Genomic DNA, 15,555 nt, shown 5'->3' with positions numbered 1-15,555 from the left:
GACTCAGGGGCCGCCTCGCGGCGGCCCCTGAGCTGAGGGTCGGGGTGACAGGATTTGAACCTGCGGCCTCGTCGTCCCGAACGACGCGCGCTACCAAGCTGCGCCACACCCCGAGGTGCGTCGACGAGTCTAACGCTCCACCGCGCGCGCCCCGGCAGCGGGTCAGGACGGTCGCGCGGTGAGGGTCAGCAGCGTCGCCTCGGGCGGGCAGGCGAACCGCACCGGGGCGTACGGGCTGGTGCCCAGACCGGCCGACACGTGCAGCCAGGTGCCGGCCGGGTGCGCCGGCGTCGGCTCCGCCCACCGGTGCAGCCAGCGCACGCGGTCGCGGTCGATGCCGCAGTTGGTGACGAGCGCGCCGTAGAAGGGCACCCGCAGCTGGCCGCCGTGCGTGTGGCCGCAGAGCAGCAGGTCGTGGCCGTCGGCGGCGAACCGGTCGAGGACCCGCGGCTCGGGGGAGTGCGCCAGCCCGATCCGCACGTCGGCGTCCGGGTCGGCCGCGCCGGCGACCAGGTCGTAGCGGTCCCGCTTCACGTGCGAGTCGTCCACGCCGGCGAAGACGATGCGGCGCCCGCCCACGGTGAGCTCCCCGCGGGCGTTGGTGAGGTCGAGCCAGCCGCGGTCGCGCATGCCGTCGCGCAGATCCCGCCAGGGCAGCTCGTCGCCGTGCACCCGCTTGTGGTCGCGCTTGAAGTACTTGAGCGGATTCTTCGGCCGCGGGGCGAAGTAGTCGTTGCTGGCCAGCACGAAGGCCCCCGGCCGGTCCAGAAGGGGGTCCAGCGCGCGCAGGGTGGGCGGCACCGCGTCGAAGCCCGCGAGGTTGTCACCGGTGGTGACCACCAGGTCGGGCTCGAGCGCGGCCAGGCCCGCGATCCACTCCTGCTTGCTGCGCTGCCCCGCCGTCATGTGCAGGTCGGAGAGCTGCAGGACCGTCAGCGGCGCCGAGCCGGGGGCGAGCACCGGGACGTCGAAGCGCCGCAGGGTCCAGCGGGTGCGCTCGTAGAGGCTCGCGTAGGCGGTCACGGCCGCGCCCGAGGCGACGGCGGTGGTGGGGAGGGCGGTGTACCAGCGCACCCGCCGAGCCTACGGGCGCCCCCGGGCGCGGCGTCGTGCAAGGCTTGACCCGTGTCCGACCTCAAGGAACAGCTGCGCACCGACCTGACCACCGCCATGAAGGCCCGCGACGAGCTGCGCACCGCCACGCTGCGCATGGTGCTCGCCGCCGTCAGCGCCGAGGAGGTGTCGGGCAAGGAGTCCCGCGAGCTCAGCGACGACGAGGTGCAGGCGGTGCTCCGCCGGGAGGCGAAGAAGCGCCGTGAGGCCGCCGAGGCCTTCGGCTCGGCCGGACGGGCCGAGCAGGCCGCGCGGGAGCAGGCGGAGGGCGAGATCCTGGCCGGCTACCTGCCGGCGCAGCTCGACGACGCCGACCTGACCGCGATCGTCGCCGACGTCATCACCCGCACCGGTGCCTCCGGGATGAAGGACATGGGGAAGGTGATGGGGGCCGCGAACGGCGTCGTGGCCGGCCGGGCCGAGGGCTCGAGGGTCGCCGCCGAGGTGCGCCGCCAGCTCGGCTGACATCCCCGGGGACGCACGAGGGGCCGGACCTGCCGGTCCGGCCCCTCGTCGTCCGCCAGGTCAGTTCGTGACGGTGTCCCCGCCGGTCTCCGGGGCCGGGGTGCCGGTGTCGGCCGGCGGCTCCGTCGGCGCCTCAGCCGGCGCCTCCGGCTGCTCCGGCGCCTCGGGCTCCGCCGGCGGAGGGGTGGTGTTCCCGGCCGTGGTGCCGGACCGGTTGCCCGAGCGGCTGGACGCGTTGTCCTGGAACCGGGTGGGCCTCTGCGGGGCGGCGTCGACGCCGCGGCCGGCGTACCGAGGGTCGGCCGGCGGGAACGGCACGGCCTCCTGGCTGGTCAGGATCGGCGCCATCGCCTGGCGCCAGATGCCGGCCGGCAACCCGCCGCCGTAGCTGCCCACGTCGTCGGTGTCCCGCGGGCGGAACAGCATGACGCTGGCGGCGAACTGGGGCGTCGCGCCCACGAAGGCCACCGAATCCCGTTCCTGGACCGTGCCGGTCTTGCCGGCGATCTGGTGCCCGGGGATGTGGGCGCGGGCACCGGTCTGCAGCCGGTTCCCGGGCTGGACATCCTTGATCATCATCTGGTTCAGCGTGTCGGCGAGGCCGGGCTCGATCACCTGCTCGCAGTTGTTCTCCCGGACCACCGGCTGCCCGTCCTCGCCGAGGAGCGGCTCGCCGTTCGGCGTGGTGATCGACAGCACCGGGGTGGGCGTGCACCTGACCCCGCGGGCGGCGACGGTCGCGTAGGCGTTGGCCAGGTCCAGCGGGCTCACGCCGTCGGTGCCGAAGGCGAAGGACGGGCGATTCTCGTCGATGATCTGCTGCGCCGGCGTCTGGGTGACCGAGTAGTCGAAGGTCATGCCCAGCCGCTCGGCCATGCGGACGGCCGGCTCGATGCGGCCGAGCGCGTCCTCGAGCGCCAGGAAGTAGGTGTTGGAGGACATGTAGAGCGCCTGCGTCATGGTCAGCGTGCGCGGGTAGTTGCTGCCCACGTTCTCGACCTCGTACGGCTCGATGCGCTGGGTCTCGGGGTCGTAGCTCTCGTAGACCTTCGACTCGTAGGGCTCGCTCGTGGTGATGGTGTGGCTGGCCGGCAGGCCCTGCTCCAGCGCCGCGGCGGCGACGAACATCTTGAAGGTCGACCCCGAGCCCTTGGTCGGGATGGTCGCGAAGTTCACCGACTCGCACTCGGGGGCGTCGCAGCCGAAGCGGCGGTTGACGCTCATCGCCAGCACCTTCCCGGTGCCGGGCTCGATCACGTCGTAGACGGCCACGGTCCCCGCGCCCATGGCCACGGTGTCCAGCACGGCCTGGTCACCGGCGCGCTGCATGTCGGGGCGCAGCGTCGTGGTGATGGTGAGGCCGCCCTTGTCCAGCTGCGCCTTGGTCAGCCCCAGCTCCTGGATCAGGTACTGCCGGGTGAAGTCGCAGAAGAAGCCGCCGATCGAGGCGTCGATGCAGCCGTTCGGCGGGGCCTGGCCGGGGGTGACCTCCACCGGCGTCGGGGTGATCTCGCTGAGCTGCTGCGCGGTGATGTGGCCCAGGTCGTGCATGCGCTGCAGCACCTGGTTGCGCCGGATCTGGGCGTTCTCCGGGTTGTTGATCGGCTCGTCGTAGAACGGGCTCTGCACCAGCCCGGCGAGCATCGCCGCCTGGGGCAGGGTGAGGTCGGCGGCGTTCACGCTGAAGTAGCGCTGGGCGGCGGCCTGGATGCCGTAGGCTCCCTGCCCGAAGTACACGAGGTTCAGGTAGCGGGTGAGGATCTCGTCCTTGGAGTAGGTGTCCTCCAGGGCGAGCGCGAGCCGCGCCTCCCGCAGCTTGCGGCCGACGGTCTCGGCGTCGGCGGCCTCGCGGTCCTCCGGCGTGGTGGCCGTCTGCAGCAGGGTCTGCTTCACCAGCTGCTGGGTGAGGGTGGAGCCACCCTCCTGCACCTCGCCGGCGGCGACGTTCTTCACCAGCGCGCGCAGCGTGCCCTGCACGTCCAGGCCGTTGTGGTCGTAGAAGCGGGAGTCCTCGATGTCGACGAGGGCCTGCTTCATGACGTCGGCGATCTGGTCGGAGGTCACCGGGGTGCGGTTGTGCTCGTAGAAGTTCGTGATGAGCGAACCGTCCGAGGCCAGCACCCGGGTGACGCCGGCCGGAGTCTCGTCGGTGAGCTCCACCGGCAGGGCGTCGAGCAGCGACACGGAGTTGCGTGCCGCGAGCCCCGGTCCACCGACCCAGGGCAGCATGAGGCCTGCCACCAGCGCTCCGGCGACGACGATCGTCGCGGCGAGCTTGGCGAGCAGACGGGTCGTGGCGCGCGCGTTCTCCGACATCGCGGGCAAGGGTACGTCGCCCGGACGGGTGAGAGCGGTGCTCAGCCGCGGCGCGCGGGGAGGACGCGTGTCCGCGGCGTGCCGGTCGGCGTGTCGTGGTCCGGCCCGGTCAGGGCGGCGGCCATCATCCGCAGCCCCTCGAGGTCGTGCACGTCACCGGCGGCGGCCGGCACCGTCCGCAGCGCGACGTCGGGGTGGGCGCTGGTGAAGCGGTCGGCCAGGTGCTGCTCGCGGGTGGCCTGCTGCATCCGCTCGGCGTGCACGCGCAGGGCCGCCGCCGCGAGCGCGGCGCCGTCGTCCCCGCTCTCGGCCACCTCCTCGGCGGCGCCCTCCGCCCGGGTCGCGGACAGGGCGGTGGTGGCCGGCGGGTGGGTGCGGTTGACGACCAGCCCGGCGAGCGGCATGCCCTCGGCCGAGAGCCGGTCGACGAAGTAGGAGGCCTCGCGCAGCGCATCGGGCTCGGGGGCGGCGACCACGACGAACCACGTGCCGGGACGGCGCAGCAGCTCGAAGGTCGCCGTGGCGCGCTCGCGGAACCCGCCGAACATGGTGTCCAGCGCGGCGACGAAGGCGGAGATGTCGCGCAGCAGCTGCCCGCCGAGGATCTTGCTGATGATCCGGCTGAAGAAGAGGAAGCCGGCGCTGGCGAACTTGAAGCCGGTCCGGCTGGGCGCCATCAGCAGCCGGATCATCGTGCCGTCGAGGAAGCGGCCCATCCGGTTCGGGGCGTCGAGGAAGTCCAGCGCCGACCGCGACGGCGGCGTGTCCACGATGATCAGGTCCCACTGGTCGCTGGCCCGCAGCTGCCCGAGCTTCTCCATCGCCATGTACTCCTGCGTGCCGGCGAAGGAGGAGGAGAGGGCCTGGTAGAAGGGGTTGTCGAGGATCTGCTGCGCGCGCTCGGGCGTGGAGTGAGCGGTGACGACGTCGTCGAACGTCCGCTTCATGTCCAGCATCATCGCGTGCAGCTCGCCCGGCGCACCCGTGGCCGCGCCACCGGAGATATCGACCTTCCGCGGCTCGTTGTCCAGCTCGGTCAGCCCGAGCGACTGGGCCAGCCGGCGGGCGGGGTCGATCGTCAGCACGACGACGGTGCGCCCGGCCTCCGCGGCGGCGAGCGCGAGGGCGGCCGACGTCGTCGTCTTGCCCACGCCGCCGGCGCCGCAGCAGACGACGATGCGGGTCTGCCGGTCGGCGATCAGCTCGGCGAGGTCCATGGCCGGCGCCTGCCGGGGCGCGCGGGCGCCGGCGGTGGTCCCGGCCGTGGCGGTGTCCGCGGCCATCAGCGGGCCACCGCCGCGGCCAGGTGCTCCTCGAGCCGCCCGGCGAGCTCGAACAGGCAGCCGAGGTCCATGGGCCCCGGCATCAGCGGGACCTCGACGGTCGGGCGGCCCAGCGCCTCGACCTGGGCGCGCAGCGCGTCCTGCGCGGCCCAGCGGCGGGCGTGCTCGACGACCTCGGCGACCAGCGCGTCGGCCAGCTGCCCGGCGCCGGGCAGGTGCGCGGCGCCCAGCGCGGGGGCGAGGTCGGCGCCGGTCAGCTCGCCGGCGACCGCACGGGACAGGGCGTCGGGCGGCAGCACGGGCTCGGCGGCCATGTTCACGACCACCGAGCCGATCGGCAGCCCGGCGGCCTGCAGCTCCGCGATGGCGTCCGCGGTCTCCTGCACGGGCATGTCCTCCAGGAGCGTGACGAGGTGCACCGCCGTCTGCGGGGAGCGCAGCACCGCCATGACGCCGTCGCTCTGGGTCTTGATCGGGCCGGACCTGGCCAGCTGCGACATCTCCCCGGTGACCCCGAGGAAGCGGGTGATCCGCCCGGTGGGTGGTGCGTCGACGACGACGGCGTCGTAGACGGGCCGACCGTCGCGCCGCCGGGTGACCGCCTCCTTGACCTTCCCGGTGATCAGCACGTCGCGGAGGCCCGGGGCGATCGCGGTGGCGAAGTCGATGGCGCCCATCTTGCGCAGCGCCCGGCCCGCCCGCCGGAGGTTGTAGAACATGTCCAGGTAGTCGAGGAGCGCCTCCTCGACGTCGATGGCCAGCGCCTTGACCTCGCCCCCGCCGCGCGCGACGGCGACCCGGCGCTCCTCGTAGGGGAGCGGCGGGGTGTCGAACAGCTGGGCGATGCCCTGCCGTCCCTCGGTCTCCACGAGGAGCACCGACCGCCCGTCGGCGGCGAGCGCCAGGGCCAGGGCGGCGGCGACGGTGGTCTTGCCCGTCCCGCCCTTGCCGGTGACCACGTGCAGGCGCGTGGGTGTCAGTTCGGGGGGCACCGCCCCAGCCTATGAGCCGGCCGACCCTCCTGCCCCTCGCCGTCGCGGAGCTCACGGCCGCCGCCCGCAGGTGCCCCCGGGTCTCGCGAGCCCGGCCCGGGCCCCCGGAGGTGGCCGTGGCGGCCCCTCACCGGAGGGGCTGCGCTAGCGTCGGCCCCATGAGCGAAACCGCCCGCCAGAAGTGGGAGTACGCGACCATCCCGCTGCTCGTCCACAACACCAAGGCGATCCTCGACTCCTGGGGCGTCGACGGCTGGGAGCTGGTCACCGTGCTCCCCGGCCCTGGTGGGGCCGAGCAGCTGGTCGCCTACCTCAAGCGGCCGGTGTGACCGCGCCCGGCGCACCGGCGCAGGGCTGGCACGCCCGGCTCGCCGAGCTGGGCATCCGGCTGCCCCCGGTGGCCGCGCCCGTCGCCGCCTACGTGCCGGCCGTGCGGGCCGGGTCGCTGGTGTTCACCTCCGGCCAGCTGCCGTTCGTCGACGGCGGGCTGCGCCGCACCGGCAAGGTCGGCGGATCGGTCGACGTCGAGGCCGCCGCGGCCGACGCCAAGGTCTGCGCGCTCAACGCGCTGGCCGCCGTCGACGACCTGGTGGGACTGGACTCGGTGGCCCGCATCGTCCGGGTGGTCGGGTACGTGGCCAGCGTCGAGGGCTTCACCGGGCAGCCGCGCGTCGTCAACGGCGCCAGCGAGCTGATGGGCCGGATCTTCGGCGAGGCCGGGCAGCACGCCCGCAGCGCCGTGGGCGTGGCCGAGCTGCCGCTGGGCGCCCCCGTGGAGGTCGAGCTCACCGTCGAGCTGCGGTGACCGCCGAGCCCAAGCAGGCGGCGACCGTCCTGCTGCTGCGCGACGGCGAACCGGGGCTGGAGGTCTACCTCCTGCGGCGCACGAAGGGGATGCCCTTCGCCGGCGGGATGACCGCCTACCCCGGCGGGGGCGTGGACCCCCGCGACGGCGACACCGAGACCGGCTGGGCCGGCCCCGCCCCGGCGCAGTGGGCCACCGCCTTCGGCTGCGACGAGCGCACGGCCCGCGAACTCGTCTGCGCCGCGGTGCGCGAGACCTTCGAGGAGGCCGGCGTCCTGCTGGCCGGCCTGCCCGACGGCAGCGTGGTGCCGGACGTCTCGGGCGACGACTGGGAGCGGCAGCGGCAGGGGCTGCTCAGCCGCGAGCTGTCGCTCGCCGAGCTGCTCGCCGACCGGGGGCTGGTCCTCCGGTCGGACCTGCTCCGCCCGTTCGCGCACTGGATCACCCCGCCGGTCGAGCCCCGCCGCTACGACACCAAGTTCTTCGCGGCCGCGCTGCCGGTGGGCCAGGAGGCGCGGGACGTGTCCGGCGAGGCCGACGAGGCCGCCTGGTTGCGCCCGGCCGCCGCCCTGGCGGAACTGGACGCCGGGGCCCGCCCGATGCTGCCACCGACGTCCCACACGCTGGGCCAGCTGACCGGGTTCCCCGACGTCGCCGCCGCGCTGGCCGGCTCGCCGCCGCAGCCGATGCACCCGATCAGCCCGCGGTTCGAGGAGACGCCCGACGGTCGCTGGGCGGTGCTGCCCGACGGCACCCGCATCAGGCTGGCCGTGCCCCTTTCTTCGTGACGCTCCGCGTCACACCGCGGCCAGGTGCCGTCCCGATCGGCGCTGAGCCGCTGCCCGTGTTCCCGCGGGGGACCCTCCGGGCCCCGCCCCGGGCCCACACCGCGGCCAGGTGCCGTCCCGATCGGCGCTGAGCCGCTGCCCGTGTTCCCGCGGGGGACCCTCCGGGCCCCGCCCCGGGCCCACACCGCGGCCAGGTGCCGTCCCGACCTCCGCTGAGCCGCTGCCTCGACGCCGGGGGCAGTGAACGCGGGAGGCCCAGAACCGTCGTGGTTCTGGGCCTCCCGCGTTCAGCGGTCCGGTGGTGTCACCGCGCGCGGCGGCGCAGGCGCTCCTCGTCGAGGACGACGACGGACTTGCCCTGCAGCTGGATCCAGCCGCGGTGCACGAAGTCGGCGAGCGCCTTGTTGACCGTCTCGCGGGAGGCGCCCACCAGCTGGGCCAGCTCCTCCTGCGTGAGGTCGTGCTTGACCCGCAGGCCGTCGGTGTCGCGGCTGCCGAACCGGTCGGCCATCTGCAGCAGCGCCTTGGCCACGCGGCCGGGGACGTCAGTGAAGATCAGGTCCGCGACCGAGTCGTTGGTGCGGCGCAGGCGCCGGGCCAGCACGCGCAGCAGCTGCTCACCGATCTCCGGGTGCGCCTCGATCCAGGGCAGCAGGACCGACTGCGGCATCCGCGCCAGCTTCACGTCCGTGACGGCGGTGGCCGTCGCGGTGCGCGGCCCCGGGTCGAAGACCGAGAGCTCGCCGAACTGGTCGGAGGGCCCCATGACCGCGAGCACGTTCTCCCGGCCGTCCGGGGACCGGCGGGAGAGCTTGATCTTGCCCGTCATGACGATGTAGAGGCTGTCGCCCGGCTCGCCCTCGTTGAAGACCACCCGACCCCGGGGGAGGGTGATCGTCTCCAGACGGCTGATGACGGGGTCCACCGCGTCCTCGGAGAGCCCCTGGAAGAGCCCCGACTGGGCCAGCACCTCGTCCACTGCACGTCCTCTCGCACTGTCTGCGGGCGCAGGGGTGCCCGCGCCCGACGTGAGTCTAGGTGCCTGTGCGGTCGGTCACCCGTTCGGTGGCCCGGTCGTCCCTCCTCCGAGCGAGGCGGCCTCCCTGCAGGGCCCCGCCACGAGCGGGCGAGTGGTGGGGCGGGGTGGTCCTCACTGGGTGTGTCCACGTTCCTGCCCCTGTCGTCCAGAGCTGTGGTCCCTGTCATGCCGATGAGCGCGCCGGACACTCGTTGGTGCACCGGCAGGCGCGTGTCGCTCCTGCGGCCGGGCGTCCCCCGGCATGACCAGTGGGTCCTGCGTGATGACGCCGTCAGCCGCGGGGGTTGGTGCGGTCACGCAGCAGGTCGAGGACCGGGCTGTACATGCGGGTCTTGATGGTGGCGAGGGTCGTGCCGGCCTTGCCGGCCTGGGCGGCGGCGAGTTGCAGGGCGGTGGAGCGGACGGCGTCCTCGGGAACGGCGTGATCGACGATGCCGGCGGTGAGTGCGTCGCCCCCGCCGTAGCGACGCGCGGTGGTCATCGCCTCGTGGCCGGTCTGCGGAGCCAGCCGGGCCAGGATGAGCGCGGACATGCCGCGGGTGAACGGGATGTCGATGTCTGCCTCGGGCAGGCACCAGAAGCCGCGGTCGGCGCGCATCACCCGCAGGTCGTGAGCGAGGGACAGCATGGCGCCGGCGGCGAAGGTGTGCCCCTGCAGCGCTGCCACCGTGATCACTGGCAGCGCCAGTACCCGGGCCAGCAGCGCGTGGACGTCACGGACGTAGTCCTCGTGCTGGTCGGGATGGGCGCCCAGCCAGTCCAGGTCCAGGCCGTTCGAGAAGAACCTGCCCGTGGCGACGGTGACCAGGGCGCGGGGCCCGTCGGTTCCCTCCACCTCGTCGAGGGCGGCGCCGACCGCGGCCAGCCAGTCGGGGTGGAAGCGGTTCTCGGTGTCGCCGAGGGCGAGGACGAAGACGTCGTCGTGACGTTCCAGCGTGGGCATCGGGGCTCCTACGGGGTTGGTGTGGCGGTGCGCGCGTGCTGACATGCTCAGTGCGGTGGGCCGCAGTCGAGGACGGCGCCGACGGCGGCGGCGAGCTGGGTCCGGGTGTGCGGATCGACGCGCCCGGTGCGGATCTCGCCGAACAGCAGCGCGGCAGGCAGCCGCACCACGCAGACGGTGACGACGTCCACCGCGGCGGCGTCACCGCGGCCCCAGACCGCCCGGGCCAGCCGGCGCAGGGCGGCCACGAGGGTGGTGTCGAGCGCCCGCAGCTCCTCGGCGACGGGTGCGGCCACCGCGTCGGTGAGCACGTCGTCGCGCTGCAGGGCGACCAGTAGCTGCGCGGCGCGCAGGTCGTCGTCGGCGAGCCGGGCGGGCGCGTCGGCCGCGGCCTGCACCGCCCGCCGGCCGTCGCCGGCGGCCAGCGCCTGCTCCACGGCGGTGGCCTGCAGGGTGAGGAACTGCCGCGCACGGCGCAACCAGGCAGCCCCCACGACGGTCTCGAGCGAGCCGAAGGCGTGGTAGATGCTGCCGTTGGAGGCGCCGGACCGCTCGGCCAGGGCGCGGGTGGTCAGCTGCGCGCGGCCGTGCTCGACCAGCAGCTCCTCGGCGGCGTCCAGGACGACGTCGGGCGCGTGGACCCGTGGCCGGGGCATCGGCGTCCTCCTCTGCGGCCCGTTCCGTCGGGGCTTCCACCATAGTAGAGCGACCGCTCCACTATGGTGCGGGCATGGCGAGACGAGGACCGCAGCCGTCGGCGGCCGCCGCTGCCGGTGGCACGCACCCGGTGGTCGAGCGGCTCTACCCCGGCGCCTCGGCGCGGTCGATGCGGCCCGGGCGGCAAGGACTGCTGTGGGATCCGGTGGCGCAGATGCCGGCGGCGGCGCGAGAGCGGATGCGGGAACGGATCATCCCGGTCGCCACCGCGGCCTTCGACGGCACGACGGGCGACTTCTGGGCGCAGCACTGGTCAGATGAGCAGCTGGACCGCCTCGACGTGCTGCACGTGGCCGTCGACGAGACCGGCGCTCCGGTGGGCTGGGTGTCCGGCCGGCGCGCCGGTTGGGGCGGCCGGCGGGTCCTGTACGCCGCCTCGGCGGGGGTCGCGCCCGACATCCAGGGCGGCGGCGTCTCCGCCGCGCTGTGGCGCCGCGTCGTGGAGGAAGAGCTGCGGCGCGCCCCGCTGCGGCCCCTGTTCGTGGTGCTGCGCACCGGCAACCCGCTGGTCTACGACGCCTGGGTCACCGCCGCCGGCGACCCACGGGCCGTGCACCCGTGCCCCGACGTGACCGTGCCCGCCCGCGTCCAGGCGATCGCCCAGGACGCGGCCGCCTACCTCGGGCAGGCCGGCGAGCTGGATCCGCGGCGCCTGCTCATCACAGACGCTTACCGCAGCACCCCGGGTGGCCTGTGGCGCCACCGCCCCCGGTCCCGTGACGAGCGAACCAACACCTGGTTCGACAGCACCCTGCGGCCCACCGACGCCTTCGTCGTCGTGGCCCGGTTCCACCCGCTCACCCAGCTGTGGCGGAGCCTCACCAGCCGGGGCCGCCCGAAGCGCTGATGAGCCAACCGCCTGGCGATCCTCGTCGTCGGCCTGACCGCCGGACGGCAGTCGCAGCCGAACAGGACACACCCGGTCAGACCAGCGGCGGGTTCTGGGAGCGCCGGCCGCGGTGCCGACGACGCCGCCAGCGGAACAGCGCGCGCCGGACGCCCGAGGTCGCGAGGGTGTCGACCTCGCCGGGCGTCGCCGTGTCCAGGAACTCGCTGACCTCGCGCGAGGACGCGGGGCGGCGGAGGGGTTCCTCGACGCGCTCCATCACCAGCAGGAAGGCGATCAGCAGCGGGGGGAAGAGGATGACACTGAGGGCGACCAATCCCGATCTCCTCTGCATCGTCGGCGGGACGGGGGAAACGGTCCGTCCTCGATCATGGCACGCGGGAAGAGGGTCAGCAGGTCCGCATACCCTCGACCGCGTGTCCGCTCCCGCGTCCTCACCGGCCTACGCGCGCCCCACCCGGGCCCGGCGCCCCACCCCCGCCGCACTGACCGGGGCGTCGCCGTACGACCCGGGGGAGACCCCGCTCGCCCGTACCCGCCGGGCCCGCCGGATGGCCCGCGAGCTGGCCGTTCTCCACCCCGACGCGCACTGCGAGCTCGACTTCACCAACGCCTTCGAGCTGCTGGTCGCCACGGTCCTGTCGGCGCAGACCACCGACAAGATGGTCAACAAGGTGACGCCGACGCTCTTCGCGCGCTACCCCGACGCGGTCGCCCTCGCCGGCGCCGACCGCGAGGATCTGGAGACCATCCTCAAGCCCACGGGCTTCTTCCGGGCCAAGGCGAACTCGGTGCTGGGGCTGAGCCAGGCCCTGGTCGAGCGCTTCGACGGCGAGGTCCCGGCCCGGATGGCCGACCTGGTGACCCTGCCGGGCGTGGGGCGCAAGACGGCGAACGTCGTGCTGGGCAACGCCTTCGGCGTCCCGGGGCTCACCGTCGACACGCACTTCGGCCGCCTCGTGCGCCGGTTCGGTTGGACCGCGGAGGAGGACCCGGTCAAGGTCGAGGCCGAGATCGCCCAGCTCGTGCCGAAGAAGGAGTGGACCGACTTCAGCCACCGGGTGATCTTCCACGGCCGCCGGGTGTGCCACGCGAAGAAGGCCGCCTGCGGCGCGTGCGGCCTGGCGCAGTGGTGCCCGTCGTTCGGCATCGGCCCGGTCGATCCCGAGCTCGGTCTCAAGCTGGTCAAGACGCCGACCGCCTCGGACACCGAGTGATGCGCCGTCTCGCGCTGGGCGCCGTCGCGCTGCTCGCCGTCGCCGGCTGCAGCTCCGGTGAGAGCCCGGGAGTCGCGGCGCCGTCGCCGACGTCGTCCCCCGCCGAGGTGCTGGCCGCCTGCCCGGAGCAGCCGGCGGCGGAGGCCGCCGGTGCCGAGCGCCTGCCGCCGCTCTCCTTCGACTGCCCCGGCGGCGGCTCCCTCGACCTGGCCCGCGCCCCCGGCGTCCCCATGGTGGTCAACCTGTGGGGCAGCTGGTGCCCGCCGTGCCGAGAGGAGATGCCGCTCCTGCAGGAGTTCTCCGAGGTCGCCGGCGACCAGGTGCGGGTGGTCGGCGTGATCAGCAAGGACGGGCTGCCCCAGGCCGCCTCGTTCGCCGAGGATGCCGGGGTCACCTTCCCCAGCGCGTTCGACGGCGACGGCGAGCTGATGGCCGAGCTGGGCTTGAACGTGCTGCCGTTCACCTACTTCGTCGACGCCGGCGGCGCGCTCGTGCACACCGAGGCCGGCCCGGTCAGCTCGGTGGACGAGCTCCGCGGGCTGGTCGCCGAGCACCTGGGGGTGCAGCTGTGACCGGCACCGACGCGTTGCCCGCGTACCTCCAGCGGCTGGTTCAGCGCGCCGACGACCTCCCGCTGCGCCACCGCATGCCGCAGGCGACCGCCACCGCCCGCCGGTCCGCCGTCCTCATCCTGTTCGGCGAGGGTCCGGCCGGCCCCGACCTGCTGCTGATCGAGAAGTCCCCCCACCTGCGCAGCCACGCGGGCCAGCCCGCGTTCCCCGGCGGCGGGGTCGACCCGGGGGACGACTTCCCCGTGGGCACCGCGCTGCGCGAGGCGCACGAGGAGGCGGGCATCGACCCCGCCGGCGTCCGCGTCGTCGCGACGCTCCAGGAGCTGTTCCTGCCGCCGTCGAACCGGCTCGTCGTCCCCGTCGTGGGCTGGTGGGACGACCCGCGGGACGTCGCGGTCGGCGATCCTCACGAGGTGGCCCGGGTCGCCCGGGTGCCGCTCGCCGACCTCGTCGACCCGGCCAACCGCTACCGCGTGCGGCACCCGGCCGGCTTCGTCGGGCCGGCGTTCTGCGTCGCCGACATGGAGGTGTGGGGCTTCACCGCCGGGCTCCTCGACGCGATCCTCGAGGCCGCCGGGCTGGCCCGCCCGTGGGACGCCACCGACGTCCGGCCGATCGGCCCCGAGCGGCTCCGCCCGTACACCCTGCCCGGCTCCGGGGACGACGACCCGGCGAGCGACAGCGCCGCGCCGACGGTGGCCGATCCCGCGCCCGACGGCGCCGCGGCGCGTACGGTTCGGCCCCGATGACCAGGAGCAGGCCCTCGTCCCCCTTCCCGTTCGCACGCTCGTGGCGAGCCCCTGGACGGGGCCGGGCCGTCGCGCTGGCCGCCGCGCTGGTCCTGCTGACCGGCTGCGGTGGCGGCGCGGCGCAGCCGGTCGCCGAGGCGCCGATCCCCGAGGGGCTCGGCGAGGTGACGATCGCCGAGGACGGCGTCCAGGAGGTCACCCTCCAGACCCAGGACGACTACGTGTTCACCCCCGACACCTTCACGGTCGCGCCGGGGCCGGTGCGGCTGACCCTGGTGAACGTCGCCGAAGGCATGCCGCACAACCTCGAGTTCACCGACGAGGAGCTGCCCGAGCCGATCGACGCCGGCATCTCCATGCTCGCCGCCGGCGAGGAGAAGACGATCGAGTTCGAGGTGTCGACGCCGGGCGAGTACCCCTTCGCCTGCACCTTCCACCTCCAGCTCGGGCAGGTGGGCACGATGACGGTCAGCGGGTAGCGGTGTCCCTGGTCGACCTGCTGCTGATCACGCTGGCGCTGCTGTTCGCCCTGTCCGGGTTCCGGCAGGGCCTGCTGGTCTCCGCCACCTCGATCCTCGGCTTCCTCGGCGGGGCCGTCCTCGGGGCGCAGCTGGCCGGACCGGTCGCCGACCGCATCGACGGCTCCAGCGTCAGCCGGGTCTTCGCCGCCCTCGTGGTCGTGCTCGCCGGAGCGCTGCTGGGCCAGATCCTGGCCGGGGCCGCGGGCCGGGCGCTGCGCTCCCGGGTCACCTGGGAGCCGGCCAAGATGGTCGATTCCGCGGCCGGCGCCGTGGTGTCGGCGGCGGCGGTGCTGCTGGTCGCGTGGATGGTCGCCTCCCCGCTGGCCAGCTCGCCGTTCCCCCAGGTCTCCGGCCAGGTGCGCCAGTCGGCGCTGGTCCAGGCCGTGGACCGGGCCGTCCCCGACGAGGTGCGCGCCGTCTACGAGGACCTCCGCGAGGCCATCGACCGACGGGGGCTGCCCGACGTCCTCGACCCGCTCACCCCCACCCAGGCGCGGGAGGTCCCGGCCCCCGACCCCGAGCTGCAGAACAGCACCGTGGTGGCCTCGGTGCAGGGCTCGGTGGTGCGGATCCGCGGGGTGGCGCCGTCGTGCTCCCGGCAGATCGACGGCTCCGGTTTCGTCTACGCCCCCGAGCGCGTCATGACCAACGCCCACGTGCTGGCCGGCGTCACCGACCCGGTGGTGGTCGCCGAGGGCCGGGAGTACGACGCGGTCCCGGTCGTCGTCGACGAGGAGATCGACGTCGCGGTGCTCGCGGTGCCGGGGCTGCCGCAGGTGCCGCTGCGGTTCACGCCCGGGACGGCGGATTCCGGCGACGACGCGATCATCATGGGGTACCCCGGGGGCGGGCCGCTGTACGTCGGACCTGCGCGGGTGCGCGACCGCGGCGAGATCAGCGGGCCCGACTTCCGCAACACGCAGACCGTCGTCCGCGACGTGTACGCCCTGTTCGGCCAGGTGCGCGCCGGCAACTCCGGCGGTCCGCTGTTCGCCCCCGACGGGAGCGTCCTGGGTGTCGTCTTCGCCTCTGCGATCGACGACCCGCAGACCGGCTACGCCCTCACCGGTCCCCAGGTCGCCCGGGCCGCGGAGGCGGGCAACGTCGCGCGCACCGAGGTCGCGACGGGCCCCTGCGAGTAGTAAAAGGACCCCGCTGCCCCCCACCGCTCGCGGCGGGACCCTGCAG

The 15,555-nt window shown here is 74.4% G+C and carries 18 protein-coding genes and 1 tRNA gene; 10 read left to right on the top strand and 9 right to left on the bottom strand.

The window, feature by feature from the left end; all coding sequences use genetic code 11:
• Positions 1–39 precede the first annotated feature (39 nt).
• Positions 40–113: transfer RNA gene (locus QOZ88_RS15840), tRNA-Pro, on the bottom strand.
• Between the two features lie 49 nt (positions 114–162).
• The gene (locus QOZ88_RS15835) at positions 163–1,074 is read right to left on the bottom strand and encodes a metallophosphoesterase (RefSeq protein WP_306000700.1); all 912 of its coding nucleotides are present in this window, start codon (positions 1,072–1,074) and stop codon (positions 163–165) included.
• Between the two features lie 51 nt (positions 1,075–1,125).
• Between QOZ88_RS15835 and QOZ88_RS15830 the strand changes: the two genes are divergently transcribed.
• Positions 1,126–1,578: a GatB/YqeY domain-containing protein gene (locus QOZ88_RS15830; RefSeq protein ID WP_306000699.1), complete on the top strand. Its 453-nt coding sequence runs from the start codon at positions 1,126–1,128 to the stop codon at positions 1,576–1,578.
• Between the two features lie 60 nt (positions 1,579–1,638).
• Here the strand turns inward: QOZ88_RS15830 and QOZ88_RS15825 are convergent, their stop codons facing one another.
• From QOZ88_RS15825 to QOZ88_RS15815, 3 genes are read right to left on the bottom strand one after another with little or no spacing between them, the layout of a single operon-like run.
• Positions 1,639–3,894: a transglycosylase domain-containing protein gene (locus QOZ88_RS15825; RefSeq protein WP_306000698.1), complete on the bottom strand. Its 2,256-nt coding sequence runs from the start codon at positions 3,892–3,894 to the stop codon at positions 1,639–1,641.
• A gap of 41 nt (positions 3,895–3,935) precedes the next feature.
• On the bottom strand, positions 3,936–5,177 hold the full coding sequence (locus tag QOZ88_RS15820) for an ArsA family ATPase (RefSeq protein WP_306000697.1): 1,242 nt from the start codon (positions 5,175–5,177) through the stop codon (positions 3,936–3,938).
• Complete coding sequence (locus QOZ88_RS15815; RefSeq protein ID WP_306000696.1) at positions 5,177–6,169, bottom strand: ArsA-related P-loop ATPase; 993 nt, start codon at positions 6,167–6,169, stop codon at positions 5,177–5,179. Before QOZ88_RS15815 ends, QOZ88_RS15820 begins: the two co-directional genes overlap by 1 nt.
• Before the next feature lie 158 nt (positions 6,170–6,327).
• On the opposite strand from QOZ88_RS15815, the gene QOZ88_RS15810 reads away from it, so the two are divergent.
• The 3 genes from QOZ88_RS15810 to QOZ88_RS15800 are packed head-to-tail and all read left to right on the top strand — an operon-like array spanning position 6,328 to position 7,762.
• Positions 6,328–6,498 (top strand): DUF4177 domain-containing protein, encoded by a 171-nt coding sequence (locus tag QOZ88_RS15810; RefSeq protein WP_236828588.1) that lies wholly within the window; start codon positions 6,328–6,330, stop codon positions 6,496–6,498.
• Positions 6,495–6,974, top strand: a complete 480-nt coding sequence (locus tag QOZ88_RS15805) for a RidA family protein (protein ID WP_091929286.1) — start codon at positions 6,495–6,497, stop codon at positions 6,972–6,974. Before QOZ88_RS15810 ends, QOZ88_RS15805 begins: the two co-directional genes overlap by 4 nt.
• A complete protein-coding gene (locus QOZ88_RS15800) occupies positions 6,971–7,762 on the top strand; it encodes an NUDIX hydrolase (RefSeq protein ID WP_306000695.1) in 792 nt (263 codons plus the stop codon). The genes QOZ88_RS15805 and QOZ88_RS15800 overlap by 4 nt, the downstream gene beginning before the upstream one ends.
• A 304-nt stretch (positions 7,763–8,066) precedes the next feature.
• Here QOZ88_RS15800 and QOZ88_RS15795 read toward each other — a convergent pair whose 3' ends face one another.
• The 3 genes from QOZ88_RS15795 to QOZ88_RS15785 form a co-directional block, all read right to left on the bottom strand.
• Complete coding sequence (locus QOZ88_RS15795) at positions 8,067–8,741, bottom strand: Crp/Fnr family transcriptional regulator (RefSeq protein ID WP_091929288.1); 675 nt, start codon at positions 8,739–8,741, stop codon at positions 8,067–8,069.
• 331 nt (positions 8,742–9,072) lie between these two features.
• Positions 9,073–9,744, bottom strand: coding sequence for an enoyl-CoA hydratase-related protein (locus QOZ88_RS15790; protein WP_306000694.1), 672 nt, complete (start codon positions 9,742–9,744; stop codon positions 9,073–9,075).
• 47 nt (positions 9,745–9,791) lie between these two features.
• A complete protein-coding gene (locus tag QOZ88_RS15785; protein WP_306000693.1) occupies positions 9,792–10,400 on the bottom strand; it encodes a TetR/AcrR family transcriptional regulator in 609 nt (202 codons plus the stop codon).
• Positions 10,401–10,474: 74 nt separating this feature from the next.
• Between QOZ88_RS15785 and QOZ88_RS15780 the strand changes: the two genes are divergently transcribed.
• Positions 10,475–11,308, top strand: coding sequence for a GNAT family N-acetyltransferase (locus QOZ88_RS15780; RefSeq protein WP_306000692.1), 834 nt, complete (start codon positions 10,475–10,477; stop codon positions 11,306–11,308).
• A 76-nt stretch (positions 11,309–11,384) separates the two neighbouring features.
• Here QOZ88_RS15780 and QOZ88_RS15775 read toward each other — a convergent pair whose 3' ends face one another.
• On the bottom strand, positions 11,385–11,624 hold the full coding sequence (locus QOZ88_RS15775) for a hypothetical protein (protein ID WP_306000691.1): 240 nt from the start codon (positions 11,622–11,624) through the stop codon (positions 11,385–11,387).
• 100 nt (positions 11,625–11,724) lie between these two features.
• On the opposite strand from QOZ88_RS15775, the gene nth reads away from it, so the two are divergent.
• The 5 genes from nth to QOZ88_RS15750 are packed head-to-tail and all read left to right on the top strand — an operon-like array spanning position 11,725 to position 15,509.
• Positions 11,725–12,525, top strand: a complete 801-nt coding sequence (gene nth, locus QOZ88_RS15770; RefSeq protein ID WP_306000690.1) for an endonuclease III — start codon at positions 11,725–11,727, stop codon at positions 12,523–12,525.
• Entirely contained in the window at positions 12,525–13,097 is a 573-nt protein-coding gene (locus tag QOZ88_RS15765; protein ID WP_306000689.1) for a TlpA family protein disulfide reductase, read from the top strand. Before nth ends, QOZ88_RS15765 begins: the two co-directional genes overlap by 1 nt.
• The gene (locus tag QOZ88_RS15760) at positions 13,094–13,846 is read left to right on the top strand and encodes an NUDIX hydrolase (protein ID WP_306000688.1); all 753 of its coding nucleotides are present in this window, start codon (positions 13,094–13,096) and stop codon (positions 13,844–13,846) included. Before QOZ88_RS15765 ends, QOZ88_RS15760 begins: the two co-directional genes overlap by 4 nt.
• Positions 13,843–14,325, top strand: a complete 483-nt coding sequence (locus QOZ88_RS15755; RefSeq protein WP_306000687.1) for a plastocyanin/azurin family copper-binding protein — start codon at positions 13,843–13,845, stop codon at positions 14,323–14,325. Before QOZ88_RS15760 ends, QOZ88_RS15755 begins: the two co-directional genes overlap by 4 nt.
• A 2-nt stretch (positions 14,326–14,327) precedes the next feature.
• The gene (locus QOZ88_RS15750) at positions 14,328–15,509 is read left to right on the top strand and encodes a MarP family serine protease (RefSeq protein ID WP_306000686.1); all 1,182 of its coding nucleotides are present in this window, start codon (positions 14,328–14,330) and stop codon (positions 15,507–15,509) included.
• Positions 15,510–15,555: the final 46 nt, after the last annotated feature.

This window comes from Blastococcus carthaginiensis, from assembly GCF_030731085.1.
GTDB classification, from domain to species: Bacteria; Actinomycetota; Actinomycetes; order Mycobacteriales; family Geodermatophilaceae; genus Blastococcus; species Blastococcus carthaginiensis.
The sequence above is the reverse complement of the archived record's forward strand: the minus strand, read 5'-3'. Positions and strand labels throughout refer to the sequence as shown.